Source organism: Streptomyces caelestis (genome assembly GCF_014205255.1).
GTDB classification, from domain to species: domain Bacteria; phylum Actinomycetota; class Actinomycetes; order Streptomycetales; family Streptomycetaceae; genus Streptomyces; species Streptomyces caelestis.
The window spans coordinates 3,264,258-3,289,400 of sequence record NZ_JACHNE010000001.1 but is presented as its reverse complement, the minus strand read 5'-3'; the positions used below and the strand labels follow the sequence as shown (position 1 = coordinate 3,289,400).

General features: G+C 68.4%; 27 protein-coding genes. 17 read left to right on the top strand and 10 right to left on the bottom strand.

What is annotated here, in order from left to right; all coding sequences use genetic code 11:
- Window positions 1-23: 23 nt before the first annotated feature.
- Complete coding sequence (gene bcp, locus HDA41_RS14845; protein ID WP_184984192.1) at window positions 24-491, bottom strand: thioredoxin-dependent thiol peroxidase; 468 nt, start codon at window positions 489-491, stop codon at window positions 24-26.
- A 95-nt stretch (window positions 492-586) separates the two neighbouring features.
- Between bcp and HDA41_RS14840 the strand changes: the two genes are divergently transcribed.
- Entirely contained in the window at window positions 587-916 is a 330-nt protein-coding gene (locus HDA41_RS14840) for a DUF3618 domain-containing protein (RefSeq protein WP_184984190.1), read from the top strand.
- A 44-nt stretch (window positions 917-960) separates the two neighbouring features.
- Window positions 961-1,317: a GroES family chaperonin gene (locus HDA41_RS14835; RefSeq protein WP_010040015.1), complete on the top strand. Its 357-nt coding sequence runs from the start codon at window positions 961-963 to the stop codon at window positions 1,315-1,317.
- A gap of 170 nt (window positions 1,318-1,487) precedes the next feature.
- On the opposite strand, the gene HDA41_RS14830 is transcribed toward HDA41_RS14835, so the two are convergent.
- A complete protein-coding gene (locus HDA41_RS14830; protein ID WP_184984188.1) occupies window positions 1,488-3,893 on the bottom strand; it encodes a transglycosylase domain-containing protein in 2,406 nt (801 codons plus the stop codon).
- 490 nt (window positions 3,894-4,383) lie between these two features.
- Here HDA41_RS14830 and HDA41_RS14825 point away from each other — a divergent pair, with 490 nt between their 5' ends.
- From HDA41_RS14825 to HDA41_RS14810, 4 genes are read left to right on the top strand one after another with little or no spacing between them, the layout of a single operon-like run.
- The gene (locus HDA41_RS14825; protein WP_184993406.1) at window positions 4,384-5,184 is read left to right on the top strand and encodes an ABC transporter permease; all 801 of its coding nucleotides are present in this window, start codon (window positions 4,384-4,386) and stop codon (window positions 5,182-5,184) included.
- Window positions 5,177-5,998, top strand: coding sequence for an ABC transporter permease (locus tag HDA41_RS14820; protein WP_184984186.1), 822 nt, complete (start codon window positions 5,177-5,179; stop codon window positions 5,996-5,998). The genes HDA41_RS14825 and HDA41_RS14820 overlap by 8 nt, the downstream gene beginning before the upstream one ends.
- A gap of 1 nt (window position 5,999) precedes the next feature.
- The gene (locus HDA41_RS14815) at window positions 6,000-7,070 is read left to right on the top strand and encodes an ABC transporter ATP-binding protein (RefSeq protein WP_221511519.1); all 1,071 of its coding nucleotides are present in this window, start codon (window positions 6,000-6,002) and stop codon (window positions 7,068-7,070) included.
- Between the two features lie 33 nt (window positions 7,071-7,103).
- Complete coding sequence (locus tag HDA41_RS14810) at window positions 7,104-7,766, top strand: DUF1707 SHOCT-like domain-containing protein (RefSeq protein ID WP_184984184.1); 663 nt, start codon at window positions 7,104-7,106, stop codon at window positions 7,764-7,766.
- A gap of 45 nt (window positions 7,767-7,811) precedes the next feature.
- Here HDA41_RS14810 and HDA41_RS14805 read toward each other — a convergent pair whose 3' ends face one another.
- Window positions 7,812-9,176: an SGNH/GDSL hydrolase family protein gene (locus HDA41_RS14805; protein WP_184984183.1), complete on the bottom strand. Its 1,365-nt coding sequence runs from the start codon at window positions 9,174-9,176 to the stop codon at window positions 7,812-7,814.
- Between the two features lie 196 nt (window positions 9,177-9,372).
- Here HDA41_RS14805 and HDA41_RS14800 point away from each other — a divergent pair, with 196 nt between their 5' ends.
- Together HDA41_RS14800 and HDA41_RS14795 are read left to right on the top strand one after the other, a co-directional pair.
- A complete protein-coding gene (locus HDA41_RS14800; protein WP_221511518.1) occupies window positions 9,373-10,713 on the top strand; it encodes a DUF445 domain-containing protein in 1,341 nt (446 codons plus the stop codon).
- A 97-nt stretch (window positions 10,714-10,810) separates the two neighbouring features.
- Entirely contained in the window at window positions 10,811-12,358 is a 1,548-nt protein-coding gene (locus HDA41_RS14795; RefSeq protein WP_184984179.1) for an MFS transporter, read from the top strand.
- A 164-nt stretch (window positions 12,359-12,522) separates the two neighbouring features.
- On the opposite strand, the gene HDA41_RS14790 is transcribed toward HDA41_RS14795, so the two are convergent.
- Window positions 12,523-13,962, bottom strand: coding sequence for an alginate lyase family protein (locus HDA41_RS14790; RefSeq protein ID WP_184993402.1), 1,440 nt, complete (start codon window positions 13,960-13,962; stop codon window positions 12,523-12,525).
- 382 nt (window positions 13,963-14,344) lie between these two features.
- A complete protein-coding gene (locus HDA41_RS14785) occupies window positions 14,345-14,647 on the bottom strand; it encodes a hypothetical protein (protein ID WP_059421349.1) in 303 nt (100 codons plus the stop codon).
- 207 nt (window positions 14,648-14,854) lie between these two features.
- On the opposite strand from HDA41_RS14785, the gene HDA41_RS14780 reads away from it, so the two are divergent.
- From HDA41_RS14780 to HDA41_RS14750, 7 genes are all read left to right on the top strand, one after another.
- The gene (locus tag HDA41_RS14780; protein WP_184984177.1) at window positions 14,855-15,277 is read left to right on the top strand and encodes an Hsp20/alpha crystallin family protein; all 423 of its coding nucleotides are present in this window, start codon (window positions 14,855-14,857) and stop codon (window positions 15,275-15,277) included.
- A gap of 145 nt (window positions 15,278-15,422) precedes the next feature.
- A complete protein-coding gene (locus tag HDA41_RS14775; RefSeq protein WP_184984175.1) occupies window positions 15,423-15,920 on the top strand; it encodes a DUF2267 domain-containing protein in 498 nt (165 codons plus the stop codon).
- Between the two features lie 120 nt (window positions 15,921-16,040).
- Complete coding sequence (locus HDA41_RS14770) at window positions 16,041-16,838, top strand: alpha/beta fold hydrolase (RefSeq protein ID WP_184984174.1); 798 nt, start codon at window positions 16,041-16,043, stop codon at window positions 16,836-16,838.
- Window positions 16,839-16,917: 79 nt separating this feature from the next.
- Window positions 16,918-17,391 (top strand): winged helix DNA-binding protein, encoded by a 474-nt coding sequence (locus HDA41_RS14765; protein WP_184993400.1) that lies wholly within the window; start codon window positions 16,918-16,920, stop codon window positions 17,389-17,391.
- Between the two features lie 76 nt (window positions 17,392-17,467).
- The gene (locus HDA41_RS14760) at window positions 17,468-17,854 is read left to right on the top strand and encodes a VOC family protein (RefSeq protein WP_184984172.1); all 387 of its coding nucleotides are present in this window, start codon (window positions 17,468-17,470) and stop codon (window positions 17,852-17,854) included.
- 152 nt (window positions 17,855-18,006) lie between these two features.
- Window positions 18,007-18,513 (top strand): DUF6624 domain-containing protein, encoded by a 507-nt coding sequence (locus HDA41_RS14755; RefSeq protein WP_184984170.1) that lies wholly within the window; start codon window positions 18,007-18,009, stop codon window positions 18,511-18,513.
- 16 nt (window positions 18,514-18,529) lie between these two features.
- Complete coding sequence (locus tag HDA41_RS14750; RefSeq protein ID WP_184984168.1) at window positions 18,530-19,015, top strand: hypothetical protein; 486 nt, start codon at window positions 18,530-18,532, stop codon at window positions 19,013-19,015.
- 3 nt (window positions 19,016-19,018) lie between these two features.
- On the opposite strand, the gene HDA41_RS14745 is transcribed toward HDA41_RS14750, so the two are convergent.
- Entirely contained in the window at window positions 19,019-19,594 is a 576-nt protein-coding gene (locus HDA41_RS14745; protein WP_184984166.1) for a CGNR zinc finger domain-containing protein, read from the bottom strand.
- A gap of 103 nt (window positions 19,595-19,697) precedes the next feature.
- Between HDA41_RS14745 and HDA41_RS14740 the strand changes: the two genes are divergently transcribed.
- A complete protein-coding gene (locus HDA41_RS14740; protein WP_184984164.1) occupies window positions 19,698-20,870 on the top strand; it encodes an epoxide hydrolase family protein in 1,173 nt (390 codons plus the stop codon).
- A gap of 217 nt (window positions 20,871-21,087) precedes the next feature.
- Here the strand turns inward: HDA41_RS14740 and HDA41_RS14735 are convergent, their stop codons facing one another.
- A complete protein-coding gene (locus tag HDA41_RS14735; protein WP_184984163.1) occupies window positions 21,088-21,318 on the bottom strand; it encodes a DUF397 domain-containing protein in 231 nt (76 codons plus the stop codon).
- Entirely contained in the window at window positions 21,319-22,164 is an 846-nt protein-coding gene (locus HDA41_RS14730; protein ID WP_184984162.1) for a helix-turn-helix domain-containing protein, read from the bottom strand.
- A gap of 219 nt (window positions 22,165-22,383) precedes the next feature.
- Between HDA41_RS14730 and HDA41_RS14725 the strand changes: the two genes are divergently transcribed.
- A complete protein-coding gene (locus tag HDA41_RS14725) occupies window positions 22,384-23,016 on the top strand; it encodes an ATP-binding protein (RefSeq protein WP_184984161.1) in 633 nt (210 codons plus the stop codon).
- A 95-nt stretch (window positions 23,017-23,111) separates the two neighbouring features.
- Here the strand turns inward: HDA41_RS14725 and HDA41_RS14720 are convergent, their stop codons facing one another.
- Window positions 23,112-24,089, bottom strand: coding sequence for a hypothetical protein (locus HDA41_RS14720; protein WP_184984160.1), 978 nt, complete (start codon window positions 24,087-24,089; stop codon window positions 23,112-23,114).
- A 30-nt stretch (window positions 24,090-24,119) separates the two neighbouring features.
- The gene (locus tag HDA41_RS14715; protein ID WP_184984159.1) at window positions 24,120-25,103 is read right to left on the bottom strand and encodes an SRA domain-containing endonuclease; all 984 of its coding nucleotides are present in this window, start codon (window positions 25,101-25,103) and stop codon (window positions 24,120-24,122) included.
- Window positions 25,104-25,143 lie beyond the last annotated feature (40 nt).

The window sequence follows — 25,143 nt, the reverse complement described above, 5'->3', positions numbered from 1 at the left end:
GAAAGGCCGACGTCCATCACGACTCAGATCCCCAGATCCTTGATGATCTTGGCCACGTGGCCCGTCGCCTTGACGTTGTACAGGGCCCGCTCGACCTTGCCCTCCTCGTCCACGATCACCGTGGAGCGGATGACGCCGACGACCGTCTTGCCGTACAGCTTCTTCTCGCCGTAGGCGCCGTAGGACTCCAGGACCTGCTTGTCCGGGTCGGCCAACAACGTGACCTTCAGGGACTCCTTGTCGCGGAACTTGGCCAGCTTCTCGGGCTTGTCGGGGGAGATGCCGATCACCTCGTAGCCCGCGCCGGCCAGCAGCTCCAGGTTGTCCGTGAAGTCGCAGGCCTGCTTGGTGCAGCCGGGGGTGAGGGCGGCCGGGTAGAAGTACACGATGACCTTGCGGCCCTTGTGGTCGGACAGGGACACCTCGTGGCCGTCGGCGTCGGGCAGGGTGAAGGCGGGGGCCACGTCCCCCGGCTGGAGTCGCTCGCTCATCGGCCAAGCGTAACCGGGGGTCCTGACAGTGCGATGAGCCGTGGAGCTGACAGACTGTCCGGCACAGGCTTCACACCGACTTCGGAGGCGACACGGTGGCGGACACGGCGGACACCAGGACCCCGGCGCAGATCGAGGCGGACATCAGGCGCCGCCGCGCGACCCTGGCCGAGACCCTCGACGAGATCGGGGTGCGGGTGCACCCGAAGACGATCGTCGGGGATGCCAAGGCCAAGGTCGCCTCGAACATTGATCACACCCTCGGGCGGGCCTACGTGGGGGTCAATCGGGCCGTCACCGATGTGCGGGCCCGGTTCGTGGACGAGGACGGGGCGCCGCGGCTGGAGCGGGTCGTGCCCGTCGCGCTCGTCGTGGTCGGAGTGGTCGGGCTGCTCGCCGTCAGCACGCGGCGACGCAAGGGCTGACCCGACTGCGTACGTCGGCCGGGAAGACAGGTAGGTTTCAGGGCGTGAGCGCCAAGAGAAACGAGCACAGCACCCATCCCGACAAGCTGCCCATCCGGATGCTGCACGATCGCGTACTCGTGCGGCAGGACACCAGCGAGGGCGAGCGGCGTTCCGGCGGCGGCATCCTGATCCCCGCGACGGCGGCGGTCGGCCGGCGCCTGGCCTGGGCCGAGGTCGTCGCGGTGGGGCAGAACGTACGGACCGTGGAGCCGGGCGACCGGGTTCTGTTCGACCCGGAGGACCGTGCCGAGGTCGAGGTGCGCGGTATCGCGTACGTGCTCATGCGCGAACGCGATCTGCACGCCGTGGCCGCGGATCGGTTCGAGGGCTCGGAGGACTCGACGGGCCTCTATCTGTAGCTCCAAGAGCATCAGCGGAAGAAGAAGGGGCCGGTGACCCTCGTCACCGGCCCCTTCTTCTTCCTGTCTTTGCCGGACCCTGCCCATCGGCACCGCTTCGTGTGCCAGCCGCTGGTCGCCGTGGTGGGGCTGAAGGCGACCGGGTCACTGAGAGAGCGCCGGCGGGCGGCTCACTCGCGGCGCGCCGTCTGCGGGACCACGCCCCAGCCGGGGCCCGACGGCCCGCCCGTGGAGCCGCCGTCGGTCGCGTCGCCGCCGCCCTCCGTCGTACCGCCGTCGGTCGTGCCACCGTCGGTCGTGCCGCCGTCGCCGGTCCCGCCGTCCGCGGTGCCGCCGCCGGTCGGGGACTCGCCGCCCGTGCCGCCGTCGGTGGTGCCGCCGTCGGTCTGGCCCTGGGTCTGCCCCTCGGGCGCGCTCGGGGTCTGGCCGGGCGTCTCGGTGCCGGTGTCCTGGCCGCCGGTGGACGTGCTGCCACCGTCGGTGGCGTCGTCCGTGGTCGGGTCGGCCGGGGGCTCGGTGCCGGGGGCCTGCGAGACGTCGGAGCCCGGCTGGAGCCTGAGGTCGAAGTCGGTGACCGGCTCGTCCTTCAGGGCGTCCTGGGTGAACTGGGCCCAGATCTCGGCGGGCGGCCCGCCGCCGTTGACGCGCTGCAGGCCCATCGCGCCGTACAGCGACTTGTGGGCGGCGGTGACCGGGTCCTGGCCCATGACGGAGACGACCGTGGCGAGGTCGGGCGTGTAGCCCGCGAACCAGGCCGCCGTGTCCTCCTCGGCGGTGCCCGTCTTGCCCGCGGCGGGGCGGCCCGCGGCCTGTGCGGCGGAGGCCGTGCCGTTCTGGACGACGCTCCGCAGGACCGAGGTGGTGGTGTCGGCGGCCTCGCGGCTCACGGCCTGCCGGGTGCGCCGCTCGGGCAGCTCGATCGGCGAGCCCTCCTTGGTGACCTTCTCGACCATCGTGTACGTGCCGTGCCGGCCGTGGTTGGCGAGCGTGGCGTACGCCTCCGCCATGTCGAGGACGCTGGCGGTGGCCGTGCCGAGCGCGATGGCGGGGCCGTCGGCGAGGTCGGGGGTGTTCTCGGGGACGCCGAGGTCGATCGCGGTCTGCTTGACCTTCTGGGGGTCGACGTCGGCGGCCATCTGGGCGTAGACCGAGTTCACGGACTTGTCGGTGGCCTCGGTGACGGTGATGTCGCCGTAGGAGACCTGGTCCTCGTTCTCCGGGGCGTACGGTTCGCCGGTCCAGCCCTCGACGGGTCGCTTGTTGGTGCCGTCGTAGATCGTGTTCGGGGTGATCACGCGGCCGTCCTGGGTCTCCGAGTGGTTCTCGACGGCCGCGGTGAACACGAACGGCTTGAAGGTGGAGCCGACCTGGAAGTCCCTGCGGGTGGCGTTCGGGGTGTACTGCTTGACGTAGTCGACGCCGTTGTACATCGCCACGACCTTGCCGGTCTTGGGCTCGACGGCGGCGCCGCCCGCGCGGACGTAGGTGTCGACCTTGTTGTTCTTCTTGTCCAGCCTGTCCATCAGCTTGTCGTTGACGGCCTTCACGAACGCGTCCTGCTTGGGCTTCTGGAGCGTCGTGGTGATGCGGTAGCCGCCGGCGTCGAGCCGGCTCTCGTCAATGATCTTGTTCTGGACGAGGTAGTCCTTGACGGTCCGGACGATGTAGCCGCGCTGCCCGGACATGCCGGTGGACAGGGTGGACTCCTTCGGCATCGGGAACTTCATGCCGGTCCGCTCCGACTCGCTGAGCCAGCCCTTCTTGACCATGCCGTCCAGGACGTAGTTCCAGCGGGACTCGGCGGCCTTGCGGTTCTCCGGGTGGGCGACGACGTCGTACTGGCTGGGGGCGTTGACCAGCGCGGCGAGGTAGGCGGCGCGGCCGGCGTCGAGGTCCTTGGCGTCCATGCCGTAGTAGGCCTGGGCGGCGGCCTGGATGCCGTAGGCGTTGCGGCCGAAGAAGCTGGTGTTGAGGTAGCCCTCCAGGATCTGGTTCTTGCTCTTCTCGCGGTCCAGCTTGATCGCGATGAAGAACTCCTTGGCCTTGCGCGTGACCGTCTGCTCCTGGCGCAGGTAGTAGTTCTTCACGTACTGCTGCGTGATCGTGGAGCCGGACTGCTTGCCCTTGCCGAGCGCCGTGTTCCAGGCCGCGCGGACCATGGCCTTGGGGTCGACGGCGGACTCCGTGTAGAAGTCGCGGTCCTCAGCGGCCAGGATCGCGTGCTGAGCGCCCTTGGAGATCTGCGCGAGCGAGACGTTCTCCCGGTTGACCTCGCCGTCGCGGGCGATCACGGAACCATCCGCGTAGAGGTACACGTTGGCCTGCTGCGTGGCGAGCGCGTTGGCCGACGGGATCTTCACCAGCGAGTAGCCGAGGAAGAAGCCGCCGACCAGCAGCATGGCGCCGATGACGAAGGCACCGAGCGTCATCCGCCAGGTCGGGATCATCCGGCGCCAGCCGGTCCGCTTCGGTTTCCCGGCCGGCCGGGCCTGAGGCGTGCTCGGGTCGCCGTCCGCCTGCGGCTCTCTCGGTGCCCAGCCCGGTGTCGGCTGCTGCGGCTGAGGCTCGTCACTCATGTCGTGCACGGACTCCTGTTTCGCGTCGTACGTCGTCCCGTACGTCTCTGCTCGCTCTTGCGCCCCTGTGATGAAGACTGTCCCATCCGGCGATCAGTTCCCTGACCGGGGGCCGTGTCGTGAGCCGTGTGGTGAGGCGGGCAGCGTGTGGGCGAACGCGCGGGGCGGGCGCAGCGTGAACCGCGTCGCCCTGCACGCCTGTCCGAAGAGCGATCCTGCCTGCGCCGGATTCGCCTGAAGTGGCGACACGGCCGACGGCGCGACTGCTCGCACGCTCCACCCTGGCCGGCACCGCCGCCACACTGCTCGCCCTGGCCACGGGCGCCTCGGCCCACGCGGACGGACTGGATCGTACCGTCTGGGCCGTGCGTGAACTCCCCGTGCGGCGCCCCACGGCGTTTCCCGGGTGCGGGAAAACCCGTGGCACGCGTGATCGCCGGTCCACTAGGCTCCTGCGCTTCGGTGCCGGGCGGCGAGGAGGGCTGTGGATGTGGGCTCGGGACGGTTGTACGCGACCGTCGCGGCGGGGAGCTTCCGGCGGTACGCGACGTATCGGGCGGCCACGGTGGCCGGGGTGTTCACCAACACGGTCTTCGGCCTCATCCTCGTCTACACGTACCTGGCGCTGTGGGACGAGAGACCGCATCTCGGAGGGTACGACCAGGCGCAGGCCGTGACGTATGTGTGGCTGGGACAGTGCCTCTACGCGACGCTGGCCATCCAGGGCGGCGGCGCCGAGAAGGACCTGATGGAGCGGATCCGCACCGGCGAGATCGCCGTCGACCTGTACCGGCCGGCCGATCTCCAGCTGTGGTGGCTGGCGGGCGACGTGGGGCGGGCGCTGTTCCAGATGCTGGGCCGCGGCGTCATCCCGTTCGCGTTCGGCGCGGTCTTCTTTCCCATGGCGCTGCCGACGTCGGTCACCCCCTGGGCGGCCTTCGTGGTCGCGCTCCTGCTGGCGACGGTCGTCAGCTTCGCGATCCGCTACCTGGCGGCCCTGAGTGTGTTCTGGCTCATGGACGGCATGGGCGTCAACCAGGTCGTGATGATCACGGGGATCTTCTTCTCGGGCATGGTGCTGCCGCTGAACGCCTTCCCGGGCGTGTTCGGCGACATCGTGCGCGTGCTGCCGTGGGCGGCGCAGATCCAGATGCCTGCGGACGTGCTGATGGGGGAGACCGACCCGCTCGGGGCGTTCGTCTTCCAGGCGGCGTGGGCGGTGGCGCTGCTGGCGGCGGGGCGGCTGTTGCAGTCGGCCGCGACGCGGCGGGTGGTGGTGCAGGGTGGGTGAGCGGAGCGTCCTGCTGGAGGGGCTGCGGGCCTACCGGCTGATCGCCGGGATGTGGGTGCGGTCCAGCATGACCTACCGCACCTCCTTCGTCGTCACGGTGTTCGGCAACCTGATGGTGACCGGCCTGGACTTCGTGGGGATCCTGCTGATGTTCTCGCAGGTCGACTCGCTGGGCGGCTGGTCGCTGCCCGAGATCGCCTTCCTGTACGGGCTGTCGGTGACGGCGTTCGGGATCGCCGACCTGGTGCTGGGCTCGATGGACGTCCTGGGCGCCCGGATGCGCGACGGCTCGTTCGACATCCTGCTCGTGCGTCCCGCGCCGGTGCTCGCCCAGGTCGGCGCCGACCGCTTCGCGCTGCGCCGCCTGGGCCGGATCACCCAGGGGTCGGTGGTCCTGGGCTGGGCACTGGTCTCGGTCGACGTCGACTGGAGTGCGCCGAAGGCGCTGCTGGTGCCGGTGATGGTGGTCAGCGGCGCGGCGATCTTCTCGGCGGTGTTCGTGGCGGGCGCGGCCTTCCAGATCTTCGCCCAGGACGCCGCCGAGGTGCAGAACGCGTTCACGTACGGCGGGACCACGCTGCTCCAGTATCCGCCGACCGTGTTCGGCAAGGACCTGGTGCGCGGCGTGACCTTCATGCTGCCGCTCGCCTTCGTCAACTGGGTCCCCGCCGCCTACGTGCTGGGCCGGCCGTACCCGCTCGACCTGCCCCGGTGGGCGTCCTTCGCGTCGCCGTTGGTGGCGGTGGCCTGCTGCGCGCTGGCGGGGATGGCGTGGCGCGTGGGGCTTCGTTCCTACCGCAGTACAGGGAGTTGAGATGACCGGGGTGGACAGCGGGCCGGCCGGGGTGGACGACGGGGCGGACAGGGGGCCGGACGGGGCGGACGGCGGGTTCATCGAACTCGACGGCGTCGAGAAGGTCTTCGACGTGCGCAAGAAGACCGGCTTCATGAAACGGGAACGGCGGCAGGTCCGGGCCGTCGACTCGATCTCCTTCCGCGTGGAACGCGGCGAGATGGTCGGCTACATCGGCCCGAACGGCGCCGGCAAGTCGACCACGATCAAGATGCTGACCGGCATCCTCACCCCGAGCGCCGGCCGGCTCCGGGTCGCCGGCATCGACCCCTCCCGCGACCGCACGCGGCTGGCGCACCGCATCGGCGTGGTGTTCGGGCAGCGTACGACGCTGTGGTGGGACCTTCCGCTGGTCGACTCGTACCGGCTGATGCACCGCATGTACCGGATCCCGGACGCCCGTTACCGCGAGAACCTCGACCGTCTGGTCGAACTCCTCGGTTTGGACGACCTCCTGGACGTGCCGGTACGGCAGCTCTCTCTCGGGCAGCGCATGCGCGGCGACATCGCGGCGGCCCTGCTGCACGACCCGGAGGTGCTGTACCTCGACGAGCCGACCATCGGCCTCGACGTCGTGTCCAAGTCCAAGGTGCGGGAGTTCCTGCGCGAGTTGAACGCCGAGCGCGGCACGACGGTGCTGCTGACCACGCACGACCTCCAGGACATCGAGCAGTTGTGCAAGCGGGTGATGGTCATCGACCACGGGCGCCTGATGTACGACGGCCCGCTCGCCGGGCTGCACGAGGCGGGGGAGAGCGAGCGGACCCTGGTGGTGGACCTGGAGCGGGAACTGCCGCCGATCGACGCCCCGGCACCCGCCCGGGTCGTCCGGGTGGACGGTCCGCGGCAGTGGCTGGCGTTCCCGGCGGCGGAGTCGGCGGCGCCGCTCGTCGCGCGGATCGCGGCGGAGTACCCGCTGGTGGACCTGTCGGTGCGGGAGCCGGACATCGAGGCGGTGATCGCGAAGATGCTGCATTCATTGGGGGACACCCCCAAACCCCCGCCGGAACAGGCCGAGCGGGCGGTCTCGTAGCCCCCGGCGGGGTGAACTCGTAACCTGCTGTGTATGACCGACGACTCAGTCCCGGACCTCCGCGCCTCCGACGCCGACCGTGAACGGGTCGCCGAGATCCTGCGGGACGCCCTCGCGGAGGGCCGTCTCGACATGGCGGAGTTCGAGGAGCGGCTGGACGCGACGTACCAGGCGCGGACGTACGGCGAACTGGCGCCGATCACCCGGGACCTGCCGGCCGCGGGCGTCACGGCGCCCTCCGTGTCACTGACCAAGGAGGGCGCCGCCGGCCCGGACTGGTCCGGGCGGATCGTCGGCGGTGAGGGATCCTCGACGTGGGCCGTCGCCGTGATGGCTGGCTTCCAGCGCAAGGGGCACTGGACGATGCCCCGGCGGTTCACCTGCCTCGCCCTGTGCGGCGGCGGGGAGATCGACCTGCGCGAGGCGACCTTCGCGGACCGCGAGGTCGAGATCAACGCGATCGCGATCATGGGCGGGATCGACGTCATCGTCCCGCCCGGCGTCGAGGTCGTCGTCCGCGGCATCGGCGTCATGGGCGGCTTCGACCACCAGGAGGAGGGCGTCCCCGGCGTCCCCGGCGCCCCCCGCGTCATCATCACCGGCTTCGCTCTCTGGGGCGGCGTCGGAGTCCAGCGAAAGCTGACCCGTGCGGAGAAGCGGCGGCTCCGCGAGGAACGCCGCCAGCTGGACGGCTAGCCGCCCCGCCCCGGCACCGATGTCAGTGCCGAACAACAGGCCGCTCTACAGCTCCGCCGGCGCCGACCCCTTCAGGCTCTCCAGATCAAAGGCCTCCGCCATCCGCGCATACCCCTTGTCACTGGGATGCAGATGATCACCGGAGTCGTAGTCGGCGCGCAGCCGCCGCGGGTCATAAGGATCACGCAGCGCCTTGTCGAAGTCGGCCACCGCGTCGAAGACCCGCCCCGCCCGGATCTCCGCGTTGATCTGCTGCCGCACAGTCTCCCGCCCGTCCGAGTACCCCCGGTGCCCACCGAACGGCATCAGCGTCGCCCCCACGACCTTCAGCCCCCGCGCATGCGCCTGCCCGACCATCGTGCGCAACCCGCCGAGAATCGCCTCCGGATCGGCGAGCCGCGGATTGCGCAGGATGTCGTTGACCCCGAGGTCGATGACGACGACCTTGACGTTCGTCCGCTCCAGCACGTCCCGCGCGAAGCGGTTCAGCCCGCTGGGGTTGTCCGCCGGCCGGCCCAGCCCGTCCGTGAGGACCCGGTTCCCGCTGATGCCCTGGTTGACGACGCTGTAGCGGGGCAGGTCCCGCCCGGCGGCGATCTCCGCGCGTAGCCTGTCGGACAGGACGTCGGTCCACCTGTTGTTGGCGCCGACGGTGGAGGTGATCCCGTCGGTGAGCGAGTCGCCGAGGACGACGACCGTCCCCTCGGACTCGTTGCTCAGCACGTCCAGCGCGGTCAGGTAACGCCAGTACATGCTCTGCTCGGTGTACGGCGCGCCCGTCGCGTCCGCCACGTGGTCGCCCTGGGCGACGTAGGAGATCTGCCGGGCGCGAGGGTGGTACGTCACCGGGCCGGAGCTGGTCGGCGTGTACGTGGTGATCAGGACGTCCGCGTCGGGCGGGATGACGATGCGCACGGCGTCGCTCATCACCTGCCGGCCGGGCGGGATGACGACCGTCGGGCCGCCGTTGAAGGTCACCTGCCGCATCGTGTCCGAGAGCGCCGCGGGCGTACCGCTGCCGGCGGCGACCGCGACCGAGGCCTGCGTGATGCTCAGCGGCGACTGGCCGTACAGATTGGACAGCGTCACGCGGGCACTCGTACCGCCGACGCTGGTGTGGACGACGTTGCGCACCGAACGGTCCGCCATGCCGGTCGTCTCCGTACCGGGCTCGGCCGCGGCCGGGGAGGTGGACCAGGTGCCGACCCAGGTGCCGGTGGAGGCGGGGGCGGCCGAGTTGTTCGGAAGACGGCTGTTGGCGATGGCGTTCCGGCTGTGTGTGCCGTCGTCGGACGCCACTCCGACGTATACGGCGGTGGAAAGGGCCACGATGGCTGCGACCAGCCCGGCCAGAAGGGCACGGTATTTGGTGGGGGAAACCCCCACACCCCCGTCACGACCCCGGGTCATGCTGTGTAGTTCTCCTCGGGCGATGGGAGCCCCAGGCTCCGATCTGATGTGCCCATGATGCGTCATGGACAGGGGGAAGCTCACAGGACCCCCCATGGCATTACCCCCTCCCGACAGACGCCGGGAACTCCTGATCCGTTCCAAGAGTCGGTCAGGAAGGGACAATGTGTGCGGGATCACCAAGCGGGTGGAGCGGATGGAACGTACGAAAGTGGAAGAAAAGGTCGGTGTCCGGGGGCAGCATGCCCGCCCGGGCGCCATCACGAACCGTGCGATGACGGCCTTCAGCCCGGCGGACGAGGAGAAACAGCGCGGCGTTCGCCGCATGAAACTCACCGCCACCGGGCTCCTGCTGTTCGTGGCCGTGGTCTACGTCCTCGCCAAGTGGGCCCAGAACTCCGGCGCCGGGCCCTGGGCGGGTTATGTCGCCGCGGCCTCCGAGGCGGGCATGGTCGGCGCGCTCGCCGACTGGTTCGCCGTCACCGCACTCTTCCGCCACCCCCTCGGCATCCCCATCCCGCACACCGCGATCATCCCCACCAAGAAGGACCAGCTCGGCGTCTCCCTCGGTGAGTTCGTCGGGGAGAACTTCCTCTCCGAGGACGTCGTGCGGCAGCGGCTGCGCGCCGTCGGCATCGGCAGCCGCCTCGGCGCCTGGCTCGCCGTCCCCGAGCACGCCGACCGCGTCACCGCGGAGCTGTCCACCGCCCTGCGCGGCGCCCTGACCGTCCTGCGCGACTCCGACGTCCAGGCCGTGGTCGGCGAGGCGATCACGCGCCGCGCAGGCGCCCAGGAGATCGGGCCCGGCATCGGCAAGATGCTGGAGAAGGTCGTCGCCGACGGCGGCCACAAACGGGTCGTCGACCTGGTCGTCACCCGCGCGCACGACTGGCTGGTGCTGCACCGCGACGAGGTCATGGACGCCGTGGAAGGCGGCGCCCCCGGCTGGACGCCGCGCTTCGTCGACCGCAAGGTCGGCGAGCGCGTCTACAAGGAACTGCTGCGCTTCGCCACCGAGATGCGCGACATGCCCGCCCATCCCGCCCGCGGCGCCCTCGACCGCTTCCTCACCGACTTCGCCTCCGACCTCCAGTCCGACACCGACACCCGCGCCCGCATCGAGCGGCTCAAGGGCGAGGTGCTGGGCCGCGGCGAGGTCCAGGACCTCATCGCCAGCGCCTGGACGGCCGTACGATCCATGATCGTCGCGGCTGCGGAGGACGAGCGCAGCGAGCTGCGGCTGCGCGTACGGGCCTCCCTGCTGTCGCTGGGCTCCCGGATGGCGGCCGAGCGCAAGGTGCAGGACAAGGTCGACAAGTGGGTGGAGGACGCGGCCGTGTACGTCGTCACCACCTACCGCAAGGAGATCACCTCCCTCATCACGGACACGGTGGCGAGCTGGGACGCCGAGCACACCACGAGGAAGATCGAGGCGAACATCGGCCGCGACCTGCAGTTCATCCGGATCAACGGCACGGTGGTCGGCTCGCTGGCCGGCCTGCTGATCTACACGGTGTCGCACGCGCTGGGGGCGTGAGCGTGGGAGGTGACACGCCGGTGGCGTCAGGTGTCAGGGCGTAAGCGGATCCGCTCCGGGCACTCGAACCGGGTTCTTCTCGATGGGGAGGGAGCCCATGACCACCGCACAAGCCGGGACCGGCCGAACCGTGACCACCGACATACCCGCCCGCCTCGACCGCCTCCCGTGGTCACGCTGGCACTGGACGATCGTCTTCGGACTCGGCACCGTGTGGATCCTCGACGGCCTCGAAGTCACCGTCGTCGGCAACATCGCCAGCCGCCTGTCGGAGCCCGGCAGCGGCCTGCCCATCACCTCCGGCGAGGTCACCGGCCTCGCGGCCGCCCTGTACGTGGCGGGAGCCTGCTCGGGCGCGCTCTTCTGGGGCCGCCTGACCGACAAGTGGGGCCGCAAAAAACTCTTCATGATCACGCTGGCGGTCTACCTCGGCGCCACCGCCCTGACCGCGATCGCCTTCGACACCTGGTGGTTCTTCCTCTTCCGCTTCCTCACCGGCTTCGGCATCGGCGGCGAGTACGCGGCGATCAACTCCGCGATCGACGAACTGATCCCCAAGGAGTACCGCGGCCGCGTCGACCTGATGATCAACGGCAGCTTCTGGCTGGGCGCGGTCGGCGGCTCCCTCCTGTCGATCGTCGCGCTGGACACGGACATCTTCGCCGCGAACGTCGGCTGGCGCCTCACCTTCGCGCTCGGCGCGGTCCTGGCCCTGGTGATCCTCCTGGTCCGCCGGCACGTCCCGGAGAGCCCCCGCTGGCTGCTGATCCACGGCCGCGACGACGAGGCGGAACGCATCGTCTCCTCGATCGAGCGCGAGGTCGAGCAGGAGAAGGGCGAACCGCTGCCGCGCCCGGAGGGCGAGATCACCATCCACCAGCGCCGCAGCGTCTCCTTCCTGGAAATCGGCCGCACGGTCTTCTCCGACTACCGCCGCCGCGCCATCCTCGGCTTCTCCCTCTTCATCGGCCAGGCCTTCCTCTACAACGCCATCACTTTCGGCTTCGGCGCGATCCTGACGACGTTCTACGACGTCCCGAGCGGCAGCACCGGCTACTACTTCGCGGTCATCGCACTCGGCAACTTCTTCGGCCCGCTGCTGCTCGGCAAGCTCTTCGACACGGTGGGCCGCCGGGTGATGATCTCCGGCACCTACCTGCTGTCCGGCCTGTTCCTCTTCGGCACGGCCTGGCTCTTCGACCAGGGCTCCCTGAGCGCGAGCACGCTGACGGCCTGCTGGTGCGTGGTGCTGTTCTTCGCCTCGGCGGGCGCGTCCAGCGCCTACCTGACGGTCTCCGAGGTCTTCCCGATGGAGACCCGCGCCATGTCCATCGCCTTCTTCTACGCCATCGGCACGGCGGCCGGCGGCATCAGCGGCCCGCTCCTCTTCGCCGACCTCACCGGCACGGGCAAGGTCGGCGACACGGTCCTCGCCTTCCAGATCGGCGCGGCGCTGATGTGCCTGGCGGGCCTGGCAGCGGCGATCCTCGCGGTGCGAGCGGAACGGCGTTCCCTGGAGGACATCGCCACGCCGCTCACGGCGGCGGAGGATCAGACGGGGCCGACGGGTCGAGGCAAGGAAGACGGCGCGTACGCCTCCGGCTCCGGCTCGGGCGCGACGGGGTCGAGGACGGCGACGACGTAGGGGCGCACTCCGCCCCGCGCACTGCCCGCAGCCGACCTGGCTGCGGGCAGTCGTGCCGCGTGGGGCGGCGCCCGTCCCACAGAGAGCGGCACCCCGCCGGCGCGGGCGAGCGACCCGACCCGCGCCCGGGGCACACGTACAACACCTTCGCGACGTGCCGGACGCTACTCGGCGGCCCCACCCCGCCGCCGCAGCAACAGCAACCCACTCGCGACAGCGGAAACCCCCGCCGCGGCGGCCCAGCCGACCAGATCCTCGGCTCCCGTAGCAGCCAGGTCACGATTCCCGGCGGGTGAAGCCGAGGCGCTCACGGCCCCCTGTGGCCGCGCACCCCCACCCGAGGCAGCCCCGGACGGACCCGCACTCGGCGCCCCGCCAGCCGCCCCCTCCACCCGATCCCGAGTGAAGGCCAGAGTCCCGAAACCAAGCTGGTCGTAACCCCCACTGTTGGGCCCATAGTCCCCACCCCCACCCTCCGGTGCGGCCTTGGCCGCCGCACGCGTCACATACGACGCCGACAGCCCCCGCCGCTTGGTGTAGTGGTTCGCGATCATCGCCCAGATCGGACGGGTCATGGCCGGATCAACACCCGCGGCCCCGGTCGCGGTCTCACTCCCCGACCACCCCCCGATCGCCCCCTTCCTCCGCGTATTGGCCGTATACGCCACCTCCCCGCCCAGACTCCACTTCGCCACGTACTGCGCCCCCTTGAGGAACCGGCTGTCGTCGTACCCGTACAGATCGATCCCCTGGTTCCACGCCATCTCGCACACGGTGCCCATCAGTCCGACGCCGAGCAGCGCGTGCCCCTGGTCCCGCCCGGCCTCGACCCACTCGGCGAGCCCGTCGTCGTGCACGACGGGAATGGCGTGCTTGACGGACCCCATGCCGTCCCCGTGCTTGAAGTACTCGACAGCCCGGTCGACCACGGCACGGTCGTCGCAGAAGATGCCGGTGGCGAGCACACAGGCGATGGCCGTCAGGTCCCAGTTCGGCCAGTAGTTGGTGACGACGGCGTTGTTGTGATGCTCGAGGAAACTGTCGCTGAGCGGATGGAAGACGTTCCGCATCAGCTCCTGCGCCCGCCCGAGCGCGAAGTCACCGTGGTCGCGTACGAGTTCGGCGGCGTTGGCGAACTGGTAGCCGTACAGCCCGGCGGCCAGGAACCGGTCCGCGGAGCCCTGGACCGACGTCAGCTTCCCCGACCAGGCGTTGAGGATCGCCACCGCGGTGTCGGCGTGCGCGGTCTCGCCGCTGACGTGGTACCGCAGGGCGTTCTGGTACGCGGCGTGGATGTCGTTGTAGAGGACCGCGTAGTTCTGGGGCGCACCCGCCCCCCGGTACACCGTGGCCTGCGGATTGGCCCGCCAGCCGCTCTGCGCGTGCCGGTTGGCGGTGAGCTTGGCGAACCCGGCCGTATAGGGTCTCGCGCCCGCCTTCACCTTGGCCGCCATACGGTCCAGGTCGCTACGGGTGTGCAGCAGCCCGGGGTGAGCGAAGGGGGAGTCGGCGGCGGAGGCCGGGACGGCCAGCGCGGTCGTACCGGCGCCGGCGCCCACGCCGACACCGGCGGCTCCGGCTGCCGCGCCCGCGGCCTTCAACATGCTCCGGCGGCTGATCTGTCGTGTCACGCTGTCGTACCTCAACGTCGTAAGTCGCGTTCCTGCGGGGGACGTTGAGGAGACGGCCGGACGGCGAAGGCGATAACAAAAACTGCGCTATAGTTGATCTGCATCCGGTCGCCGGACTCCGGTAGACGGACGATGCGTTGGTGGTCCAAGGAAAGACGTCCCGCTTCCTGCGGGGAGATGCAGGTGCAAGGCCTGCCCGGCGCTCCAGACAAGAACCCCGGCCCTGAGTTTCAGGGCCGGGGTTCTTTGCCGTGCGCGCGACCCGCCCCGGAGGCCGAAGGCCCGGAGCGCGGCCCGGCGCTCAACCGCGCAGCCGGACGCAACCGTTCAGCCGGACGCAACCGCCCATCCCGGCTCAACCGCGCCGGTCGGCGACCACCCACGACGTCAGCCCCACGGCCCCCGCCACCCCGAACACGGCAGGCCAGGCACCCACCTTCTTCGCCAGCGGATGGGACCCGGCGAAGGCGGCGACATACGCGGCCGACAACGCCCCCGCGGCCACCCCACCGGCCTGCTGCCGCCACTGCCGCGCGGCCGCGGCCCCGGCGACGGCGAGCACGACCCCGCCGAGCGGCCGCTGCCTGGTCCAGCGCGCCACGCCGTATCCGCCCACGAGCCCGCTCGCGGCGATCACCGCACTGGGAACCTTCGCCATACCTGCCTCCTGCTCCTGCCCGGTCAGCGATCTCCGAGGCTAACTCTCCAGGTCGGGGGCACAAGCACCGGGGGCGAACGAAGGCGTGTCACCCAAGGCCGTCCAACCTGAGTCGAGGCTTGTCAAGTTTCCGGCTCCGAGTTATATAAGAAGGCGAAGAACGTAGGGCATCGCACCGACAGCGCCTGGAGAGAGGAGTGACCAGTGATGCTCATGCGCACGGACCCCTTCCGTGAACTCGACCGGCTCACCCAGCAGGTCTTCGGCCCCGCCACCCGCCCGTCGGCGATGGCGATGGATGCCTACCGCTCCGGGGACGACTTCTTCGTCCACTTCGACCTCCCCGGCATCGACCCCGAGACGATCGAGCTGGACGTCGAACGCAACGTCCTGAACGTCCGAGCCGAACGCAGGTCCCCCGCCCCCGAGGGCGCGGAGCTGCTCGTCGCCGAGCGTCCCGCCGGCAGCTTCACCCGCCAGCTCTTCCTCGGCGACACGCTGGACACGGAGCGCATCGACGCCTCGTACGAGGCCGGCGTCCTGACGCTGCGCATCCCGGTGGCCGAGCAGGCCAAGCCGCGCCGCATCCAGATCACGGGCGGCGACAAGCCCAGGCAGCTCAGCGGCTGACGGCACGGCACTCACGTACCCACGCACTCACGAGGGCTGTCCCGAGGACGTCCCACCCGCGGGACAGCCCCCACCCCGCCCCCGCGACGCCGGAGTCCGAGTCCGGCGGCGCCACGCAGGACCGGATCCGGAGGAAGACCCGTACATGAGCGTGACGACGGTGCCAAGTGTGACGACTGCTCTCACGACCCCGAAGACCGTGATTCCCGCCCCGGCGCGCGAGCAGCACGCCCGGGACGACGACAACGCCTGGGCCCGGCTGATCGAAGCGGTGCGGGAGTCGGGCCAGTACCCCACCAGGTCGGAGGCGGAACGGGTCACCCGTATCGTCCTGTCCGCCCTCGGCGGTCATGTGATCGGCGACGAACGGGTCGACCTCGCCCGTGCCCTGCCCGAAGAGGCCGCCCGGGTGGTCGCCTCCCAGATCCCGGTCACGCGCCGGCTGACCGCCGCGGAGTTCGTCGACTCCGTCGCGGCCCGTATCGAGGGAGCGACCCCCGCCACGGCGCGCTGGGACGTCAGCTCGGTCCTGAGCGTGCTGCCGCCCCTGGTCGGCGACGACCTGGTGACCCGCGTCCTGGCCCAGCTCCCCGCCGGCTACGCCCTCCTGTTCGGCCGTGCGGACCTGAGCCCGGCGTCGTAGGCTCCTGAACCGCGTACGACGGCCACCTCCTCCTGGACGAACGGGAGGTGGCCGTCGGGCAGATGGTCGTCGAGCAGATGGCCGCCGAGCAGACGGCCAAGCACCGACAGGAGCCGCCACTTGACCCGTACGAGGTCCGCGACCCTCACCACCCCCGACGGCACGCACCTCGCCCACCGGGACCACCACCCCGCCGGGGAACCCGCGGCCACGTTCCTCCTCCTGCACGGCCTGGCAGGCCACCAGGGCGAGTGGGACGCCCTCGCCGCGCAGCTGTCGGCCGACGGCCACCGCGTGGTGACGTACGACGCCCGGGGCCACGGCGCCAGCACCCGCACCCCGGCGACCACGACCCGCGCGGCCCATGTCCGGGACGCCGTAGCCCTGATCGAGGAACTCGGCCTGGCTCCCGTGACGCTGCTGGGCCAGTCCCTGGGCGGCCACACGGCCATGCTGCTGGCCGCGGCACACCCCCACCTCGTGAAGTCCCTGATCCTCGTCGAAGCGGGCCCGGCGGGCCCGGCCCCCGACCTCCCCGCGCAGATCGCGACCTGGCTGGACAGCTGGCCGACCCCCTTCACGTCCCTCGACGAGGCGACGGCCTTCCTGGGGCACGAGGCCTGGACGAGGAGCCTGGAGAAACGAGAAGACGGCTGGTATCCGGCGTGGGACCGCACCACGATCATCGACACGGTCGCCGAACTGGCCACCACGGCCTACTGGACCGAGTGGTCCCGCATCACCTGCCCCACCCTCCTCATCCAGGGCGAACACGGCACCATGCGCCCCGACGAACCGGCCACGATGCTCACCCACCGCCCGCACACCCGGCTCACCCGCATCCCCGACGCGGCCCACGACGTCCACCTGGACCAGCCGGACCGCCTCTACGAGGCGATCAGGACCTTCAACAGCTGACCCTTGACCTCAACCAAGGTCGAGGTCCTACGTTGATCGTGTCCAGGCAACCACGGGAGGGGTGCGCGTGAGCACGCACATGAAGGACCTCAAGGAGTACACGCACGACGAGCTGGCCGCCCAGCCGATCGGCGCATGGACGGGCCAGGCCTACCGCCTGGTGGTGGGAGCCCTCCGGGCCCAACTGGCGGTGGAGGGCCTCACCCAGCCCCACTGGTGGACCCTCAATCACGCCGCCGGCGCCCCCGGCTCATGGACCCGCGCGACCCTGACCGACCGCCTGACCCCCTACGACGACCTGAACACCGACTTCGACGAGGTCTACGACGACCTGATCGCCCGGGGCTGGCTCACGGAGGACGCGACGGGCGCCATGACCCTGACCGAGGAGGGCGAGGCCGGCCGCCTCCGCGCCCGGGAACGCAACCTCCACGTCCACGACCGAGCCCACCAGGGCGTCGCACCCGCCGATTTCGTCGTGACGATCAACGTCCTGCGCCGGATCGTCGCCAACCTGGGCGGCAACGGAAACCTCCCCGACGACGGAAAATAGTTCGACAGGGCCCCCTCTCCCCGCCCACCCTGCGGTGGCGCACCGCCGCGCCCAATCCGCCCGAGGGAGACGACCGTTGAACCCCGCTATCCGTCACATCACCTTCGACTGCACGGGAGATCCCTACGAACTGGCCTGTTTCTGGGCCGAGTTGCTCGGCCACCCGATCTCCGACGAGGACAAGCCCGGCGACCCCGAGGTGCTGATCGAGTTCCCGGACGGCGCCCCCGGCCTCCTCTTCGTCAGCGTCGAGGAAGGCAAGGCGACCAAGAACCGCATCCACTTCGACCTCCAGCCCACAGGCCGCACCCGCTCCGAGGAGGTCGAACGCGCCGTGGCCCTCGGCGCCCGCATCCTCACCGACCGCACCCTCCCCAACGGCAGAGGCTGGGTCGTCATGGCCGACCCCGAGGGCAACGAGTTCTGCATCGAACGGGGAGAACTGGACCGGGTGGAGAACTGACGCCGGGACGCTCTGGCTCCGGGGGTAAATCCATTATCGCGGTCCATGGAGGTGCCTGTCACCGTTCTCCAGAATGATCTTTATACCCGATATGCACCCCTAGGCTTGCGGGGGAACGGGCACAACACACCTACCAGAACCGGGAGTTGAGAGTGGCGCACGACGTTGCCGCGCTGGCGGAGGAACTCACGGCCATGGCTGCGGCCGATCACCAGTCCTCGGTCCACGCGAACAGCGATGACCCCGCCGAGCAGCTGGCATGGCGCCGGCTGACCGCACGGCACGGTGACCGGCTCAGCGAGATCATGGACGAACACGGCTGGCCGACGGCGGAACTGGTCGGCGAGGAGGCCGCCCGCGCAGCGTGGCTGATCGCCCAGCACGCCGACCGGCAGCTCGACGTCCAGCGCCGCGCCCTCCACCTCATGCGGCAGGCGGTGTCGGCAGGCTCGGCCAGCCCCCGTGAACTGGCCTTCCTCCGCGACCGCACGCTGGTCAACGAAGGCCGCAAACAGCTCTACGGCACACAGATCGCCGGCGTGAAGGACGGGGCACCGGTCCCGTGGCCCTGCGAAGAACCCGAGCGCATGGACGAACTCCGCGCGGAGGTCGGCATCGAGCCCTTCGACGCATACGTTGCCAAGTTCTCAACGTCCTGACGTCGGTCGCTCGCTGGTGCCCTGCCTCACCCACCATTCATGGCGGCGTCGCCTCGGGCTGCTCATCGCGGTGCTCTGCGCGGTACTGCTCACCGCCTGCGGCGGCGGGGACGACTCCGCGTCCGCGAAACCCGACCTGGCGGACCAGGACCGTTTCCTGCGCGACTACGTGCGGTTCCTCAACACATCGGACGAGGACGGACTGGCCGGGCTGCTCGACGCCCACCCTCAGGGCTCCAAGGACGCCCGCGCCCGGATCAAGGCGTACGGCGGACAGGGCTGGGACGTCCGGTGGACGCGCACCTCGGAGTTCGCGGGCGTATGGAAAGTGGACATAGCCGGCACCGCAGGCCCGAAGAACCGCCCCGTCCGCGTCACCGAGACCATCACCTGGGAGAAAGCGCATTGGGTGATGACCCCACTCCCGGGTGTCGTACCGACCCCACCGGACGCGGCGCGCATTCTGGAAGGCCTCCACGCCTACCCGCCCACACCGAGGTAACGATCACCCCGTTGATCTGGGGTTTTGGCGCTGGTTGGCCTTGAAGCGCGCCTTCTTCTGACGATTCCCACACGTGTTCATGTCACACCATTTGCGGGTGCGACTTTGGCTGGTGTCGAAGAAGGCGGCTCGGCAGGTTGGTGATGCGCACAAGGCCAATTTTCCGTCTCGTTCGCCCGCGATGATGCTGATCGCGTCGGCGGCGATCACGCTGAGGGCATCTTCCACGCAGGAAGCCGAGCTGAGCCGCCATCGCCGCTCACCCTCGGGCGTCAGGATCGCCGCGGCCCGACCCTGAGCGCTGCGGTCATTGATGACGTGGACAGCAGGCGCAGGGAGAGCGTCCTGGATCGCGGCCGCTGTCGCGGCGGCGTGAATCGACTCCCTCAGTTCCCGAGCGAGGTCGAGCTGGGCAGTGGTGCAGGAGTCCACGGCGAGACCGTTCACCGCCAGCCAGTCGATGAGTCGCTGCGGCGTGGGAATGCGCTCCACAGCGTTGCCATGACGCTCCGACAGAGTCCCCGTGAAGCTGGTCGCCAGCACGTTACCGAGGCGGAAGTCAGGGAAGGCAGCACACATGGAACCACCTTAGCCGGTTGCGGCGTGGCTCGGAGAACTGTTAGAACCGTCTTAGCCGGTTCGCGATGGATCGTAGCCGGTTCCACGACGGCCAGGAGGTCTCATGCCCCGTCCAACCAGCGACGTGCAAGCATTTGAAGCCCACGCACCTGAAGCTGACCTCGACGATCTGCGCGCGCGACTGGCCGCGGCGCGACTACCGGAGGCCGAGACGGTCCATCGCGCCGCGCCCGACCCTCGCCGATGGGAACAGGGCGTTCCTCTCGCCGACCTCGTCGATGTCGTGAACTACTGGCGCACCGGGTACAACTGGCGGTCGTTCGAAGAGCGCCTCAACCGGATCGGCCAGTTCCGCACGACCATTGATGATCTGGGAATCCACTTCCTGCACCGCCGATCCGCGCGCGCAGATGCCACTCCTCTGATCTTGACGCACGGCTGGCCGGACAGCATTGCTCGGTTCATCGATGTAGTGGACGAGCTGGCAGATCCGAAAGATGCAGACGCGCCCGCGTTCCACGTCGTGGTTCCATCGCTACCGGGCTTTGGTTACAGCGACAAGCCGGCCGCCACCGGGTGGGGGACCGAAAAGATCGCGGCCGCGTGGGTGGAACTGATGGGAAGGCTCGGCTACAGCAAGTTCGCAGCCCACGGCGGCGACTGGGGAGGTGTGATCACTACAGTCCTCGGCGGCAGGTTCCCGGCGCACGTTCTCGGCATCCACACAACGTTCGCGGAGGCGCCGCCCGGGTTGACAACGGACGGGCTGACGGCGGTCGAGCGCGAATGGACCGAGGAAACCCGCGATTTCTGGCGCCACCGCGCGGCGTACGCGAAGCAGCAGGCGACCCGACCGCAGACCATCGGCTACTCGCTCGTCGACTCACCGGTCGGGCTTCTCGCCTGGATCCTTGACAAGTTCGCCGAGTGGTCAGACACCGAAGACAGCCCGTTCGAGACGATTTCCATAGACAGGGTGCTTGACGACGTCACCCTGTATTGGCTGACGCGGACCGGCGCCTCGGCGGCCCGCATCTACTACGAAAGCCACAACTCGCTCGACCCCGAACTTCGGGTCAACGTCCCGTCAGCACTCACTATGTATCCCCGCGACATCGAGAAGTGTCCGCGCCCCTGGGCACAGGAGCGGTACCGGCAAATCGTCCGATGGAGGTCGCCCGAAATCGGGGGACACTTCCCGTCGCTGGAGGTTCCCGAGTATTTCGTCAAAGATCTGCAAGAGGGCCTCGCGGCAGTGCTGGCCGCTCATCGGTGAACGAGGCTCGGCGACCCGGCACTCGATCATCGGCTGATCCGGCTCAAGGTGTTGCCCTACGGCTTCCAGGCCGAGCTTGAGTCGTGAGCAGCATCATGCCTGGGAGGCAGAGCCCGACCGACGCGGCCAGAGCGCCATGCGCATGACCGTAGCCGTGGAGGCGGAAGGTGACCGTCAGCGAGGATCCAGCGTTGGCCTGCGGTCCTTGCCAAGTTTTCTACAGTGTCGCGGCGCCAGCCTGATCCGGGGCGCTACTCAATGCGCCAACGAAGCGACACCACGCCTCGCGACCGATGGAAACGATGGGCCCCTGTTGGTGGTGTTTGGAGTCGCGTATGAGCGCGCCGTGAGCGACGTATGCGCACTCCAGACACTCGGTGGTGTTGCCGCCGCTGTACGACGACTTGAACCACCTCGGCTCGGAGGCGGTCTGGGGGCTGGCGGGCATTCAGAGCTCCTTGCGGGCGCGATGGATCAGGGCGGAGGAAGCCTCCATGTCCAACGCTTGTGCGCGCAGGTACTCGAACGCAAGTCTGTACCGCTCCAGTTCCTCTTCCTTCTCCAGGAAGAGGGAGCCTGTGTGGAAGTCGACGTACACGACGTCGAGGGCCGGTTCAGGGCCGCCGATGATGACGAAGCTGCCCAGGGCAGCGGCGTGCGCCCCTTTGGAGAACGGCAGCACCTGGAGAGTGATGTGCGGTGACTCGTTGGCTTCGAGGAGCCGGTCGAGCTGCTCCTTCATGACCGCCGGCGAGCCGACCACGCGGCGGACCACCGATTCATCGAGGATCGCCCACAGGTGCAAGGGCTTCGGGCGGGTGAGGATCTTCTGCCGCTTCATGCGGATGTCGACGAGCCGCTCGACCTCTGCCGACTCCAAGGGCACTTCGTTGGCCCTCTGGAGCGCTGTGCTGTAGTCGCGCGTCTGGAGGAGACCAGGGACGTAGACGCAGCAGAAGTGGTTCTCACGTACTGCTTCGTCCTCAAGGGTGAGCAGCAGGTTCATGCTCTCGGGGATGGAGTCGGCGAAAGAGCTCCACCAGCCCTGCTCCTTGGCGTTCTTGGCGAGGTTGACAACTGCGCGCCGCTCAGCGTCCGTTGCTCCGTACTCCCGGCAGAGCGCATCGACGACGATCCACTTGACCGGTCCGGCCGTGGTCTCGTACCGGCTGACGGTCGCTTTCGATACGCCGACCAGGCGCCCGGCTTCCTCAAGCGTCATTCCCGTGCGGGAGCGCAACTTGCGCATGGTGGCGCCCAGTTGGCGGCGTCGTGTCGTGCTCCGTTCGGGCATGGGGCTCCTTCACCATGTGCCGGGCCTCAGCCCGGAGGACGCCCATCAGGCTAGGCAGCGGTGAAGCGGGCTCACCACCAGGTTCACCCGATAGATTCTCATGAGTAGTTACATAGCGAGATTTCTCTGTGCCATGCTCTTTCCGGGCCGCTACGCAGCGCAGCCGTACGGATACGGCGGGATCAAGCGTGCTGCGTGGCTAGGGAGGGAGGACTGGTCATGCCTGACTGCGAGTTCACGGAGTCGCGACTGCGCTGCGTACTGCCCTTCGAAGCAGCGCCGGCGGAAGTGCGCCTGCTGAGAAGAGCAGCCGTTCAGCAGCTCAGCCGGTGGGGGATGCCGGTCGCCGTCGACGAAGCAGAACTCCTTGTTGCTGAACTGGCCACCAATGTCGTCAAGCACGTTGGTGAAGGGGCGTCGGCGACGCTGATCCTTGAGGTGAAGGCGGAGCGCCTACGCCTTGAAGTCCACGACAAGAGTCCCGTCATCCCTGTCGTCAGGGAGGCGGGATGCGGTGACGAGTGCGGTCGTGGCCTGCATCTGCTCGCAGCGATGGCAGTGGACTGGGGCACCGTTGTGACCGCGGCAGGTAAGGCCGTCTGGTGCGAGATTCCCCTTGACAGCGGGAGTAGCTGCCGCCGTATCGAGCGGGCTGTGGAAGCACTCGAGAGCTACGAGGGTGCTGTGCGCGGGCTCAGCCAGCACGGGCGAGGCCGAGAGGTGAGCCTTGTTGAGTCAGCGGTCGAGCTGATCGCTGATCTGCTCCACTGGACCAGCGCCCGTGGCCATGATCCGGACGACATTCTCGATCGTGCTCAGATGCACTACGAGGCTGAGTCGGAGGCTGCCTGATGCGAGCGCGTGGATCGCGGGCGCCACCCGTGTGGGTAGGTGACGACGACGCTCATCGGAGACGGTCCAAAGGGCGGCAAACGGCTCGGCTGGGTTCAGGCTCCGTTCGCAGCGGAGGTTTCGGAGGTCGAGGGGATGTTGAAGTAGGGTTCGGGCCACTCGACGGAACCGTCTGCGTCCGCTTGGGCCACGTGCTGCAAAAGCAGCGCTGTGGGGTCCGTTATGTTGCGGCGATAGTCACCGATCAGTAGGGGCTCTGTTTTGAGTATCGACGGGTAATCGATGCCCAGCAGTTTGCATATGTGCTCGAATTCCGCGTTCTTGTTTTCGTGGCCGAGGCTTCCGTGGAGGTAGTCGCGTAGGCGTGAACAGATATCGAGCATCGCATTTCCACTGTCTGTTATGCTATATAGGCCTCCTTGTGGGCTGTCGCTCTTCAGGAATCCTATTATGGAGAGCCGTTCTGTTTCGAATTGGAGAGCGTTTAGGTTGGTGCCTAGCTCCTTGGCTGTGTGTCGATGGTTTCGATAACCCCGCTTCTTGACATGCGACATAATCGCGAGGGGGAGGCCGGGGCGTCTTGAGGACGCGAATCGGGCCACATCCGTTGAAGTAAGGCCCCCTAGGGCTACTTGGAGAAGGAGATCCTTGGTGATCTCCTCCCTCAAGATGTTGCGAACAGTCTGACGGGACTTTGCGTCGTCCGCGTCGAAGTCCGTCGGTACCCAGAAGACCCGCAGCCGAGACAGACTTCCGGGCATGGTTCGGAGATAATCCTGGGTAACCTCGGCAAGGCGAGAACGGTTGCGGCTTTCGTGGCGAGCGATGTATACAGCCGCCGCGATGTCCTCCTCGTGGAGGAGTGTTCTGAGATCCTTGTCGATACCGTCTCCGCCGTGCTTCCAAAGGGTTTGCCCTGAAACTACCTTTGACCAGTCCTTCTTCAGGTCGCAGGAGAAGTCAAACCGCTTGCGCTGGCCCTCTGTATAGCCAAACAGTCTCGATTTCGAAGCGCTCTCCATGATCTGGAGGGCGGTGTCTGAGAGGAAAACATGCTCTGCTGACTCTGCCATGGGTGCTCCAAGGAGGTGTGCCGGGTGCTGCTACTTGGCCGCACATCTCGTGTAGCCATTGGCATCCTGGTAGACGAGGTCGATTCCCTGTGTGTGGAGAAGATTCAGCAAGTCATCCTGTGGCTTCTCCGGGAGCAGTACGGTCAGTTTCGGGTCGCGCGGCTCGATGTGCCGTGCAAAATCCTGCAGTTGACCTAAGGCGACATGTACTTCGTCGCGACTGCTGGCGCCCCTAATGGCATACAGTTCATGCGTGGTGGCGTCGTATAGATCGGTCTTGAGGGTGCTGGTCGTGCCTAAGATCTTTATTTGGCACGCGAAGACTTCATGTTCACGCTTGGTGAGATCCTCGAGGTATTGCTCCCGCAACGCAGATTGGCGCAGGTCGGCTATGAGGCTGGGTTGAGCAGCCCGCCGGCTTTCTGACACTCGATTCCTCTTCGGCTCCACCATTTTGCATGTGACTACCTTGGCGGAAACCTTTTGGGTGTCGGTTTCTCTCGCGCGAGAGATGACGTCCTGGGCTAGGCGCTCAAAGTCTCCCTTAGGGCGGAGGCGGAAGACTATAATGCGACGCCGCTCCCCCTTCTCGTCATTCGCCTCACGCACGGTGTACGGCTGCTGTGAGTCCAATTCAAACTCGCCAATGTATCGTTGGCGCTTGGCAGCGGACTTTGAGCCAGGCACCTTGCCCGCTGCCATGAAGACACGGAGAGACCTTCGCGAGTCGGCGTGGTACAGGACGGCAGCGTTGCGGGAGCCGTTCCGTCCCAGAAACGTTTGCTCTCCACGTGTGCCCTGGCCGGTGTACTCGAACACCGGACCGTGCTCGTCCTCTTCCTCTAGCCAGCCGTCCTCATAGCCGTACTTCTTGCCGCTGTCGTGATCTACGTAGATGAGGATGTTTGGGGTGGTATCGGAGGGAATGATCCCTCCTTGCGTCCCTCCGCCAAACAGTTCCTTCATCGCAGCGCGCGTGGTCATCAGCCCGGGCTTGATCGAAGCTAAGTCCATACTCTGACGTTAGCTGATCACTCTGACATCGAAGGTGGTC

Excerpts from the sequence above, each read along its gene's own strand:
- bcp (WP_184984192.1), bottom strand. The coding sequence starts at position 491 with ATGAGCGAGCGACTCCAGCCGGGGGACGTGGCCCCCGCCTTCACCCTG.
- HDA41_RS14830 (WP_184984188.1), bottom strand. The coding sequence starts at position 3,893 with ATGAGTGACGAGCCTCAGCCGCAGCAGCCGACACCGGGCTGGGCACCG.
- HDA41_RS14815 (WP_221511519.1), top strand. The coding sequence starts at position 6,000 with ATGACCGGGGTGGACAGCGGGCCGGCCGGGGTGGACGACGGGGCGGAC.
- HDA41_RS14810 (WP_184984184.1), top strand. The coding sequence starts at position 7,104 with ATGACCGACGACTCAGTCCCGGACCTCCGCGCCTCCGACGCCGACCGT.
- HDA41_RS14805 (WP_184984183.1), bottom strand. The coding sequence starts at position 9,176 with ATGACCCGGGGTCGTGACGGGGGTGTGGGGGTTTCCCCCACCAAATAC.
- HDA41_RS14800 (WP_221511518.1), top strand. The coding sequence starts at position 9,373 with ATGGAACGTACGAAAGTGGAAGAAAAGGTCGGTGTCCGGGGGCAGCAT.
- HDA41_RS14795 (WP_184984179.1), top strand. The coding sequence starts at position 10,811 with ATGACCACCGCACAAGCCGGGACCGGCCGAACCGTGACCACCGACATA.
- HDA41_RS14790 (WP_184993402.1), bottom strand. The coding sequence starts at position 13,962 with ATGTTGAAGGCCGCGGGCGCGGCAGCCGGAGCCGCCGGTGTCGGCGTG.
- HDA41_RS14785 (WP_059421349.1), bottom strand. The coding sequence starts at position 14,647 with ATGGCGAAGGTTCCCAGTGCGGTGATCGCCGCGAGCGGGCTCGTGGGC.
- HDA41_RS14780 (WP_184984177.1), top strand. The coding sequence starts at position 14,855 with ATGCTCATGCGCACGGACCCCTTCCGTGAACTCGACCGGCTCACCCAG.
- HDA41_RS14775 (WP_184984175.1), top strand. The coding sequence starts at position 15,423 with ATGAGCGTGACGACGGTGCCAAGTGTGACGACTGCTCTCACGACCCCG.
- HDA41_RS14765 (WP_184993400.1), top strand. The coding sequence starts at position 16,918 with ATGAAGGACCTCAAGGAGTACACGCACGACGAGCTGGCCGCCCAGCCG.
- HDA41_RS14745 (WP_184984166.1), bottom strand. The coding sequence starts at position 19,594 with ATGTGTGCTGCCTTCCCTGACTTCCGCCTCGGTAACGTGCTGGCGACC.
- HDA41_RS14740 (WP_184984164.1), top strand. The coding sequence starts at position 19,698 with ATGCCCCGTCCAACCAGCGACGTGCAAGCATTTGAAGCCCACGCACCT.
- HDA41_RS14735 (WP_184984163.1), bottom strand. The coding sequence starts at position 21,318 with ATGCCCGCCAGCCCCCAGACCGCCTCCGAGCCGAGGTGGTTCAAGTCG.
- HDA41_RS14730 (WP_184984162.1), bottom strand. The coding sequence starts at position 22,164 with ATGCCCGAACGGAGCACGACACGACGCCGCCAACTGGGCGCCACCATG.
- HDA41_RS14725 (WP_184984161.1), top strand. The coding sequence starts at position 22,384 with ATGCCTGACTGCGAGTTCACGGAGTCGCGACTGCGCTGCGTACTGCCC.
- HDA41_RS14720 (WP_184984160.1), bottom strand. The coding sequence starts at position 24,089 with ATGGCAGAGTCAGCAGAGCATGTTTTCCTCTCAGACACCGCCCTCCAG.
- HDA41_RS14715 (WP_184984159.1), bottom strand. The coding sequence starts at position 25,103 with ATGGACTTAGCTTCGATCAAGCCCGGGCTGATGACCACGCGCGCTGCG.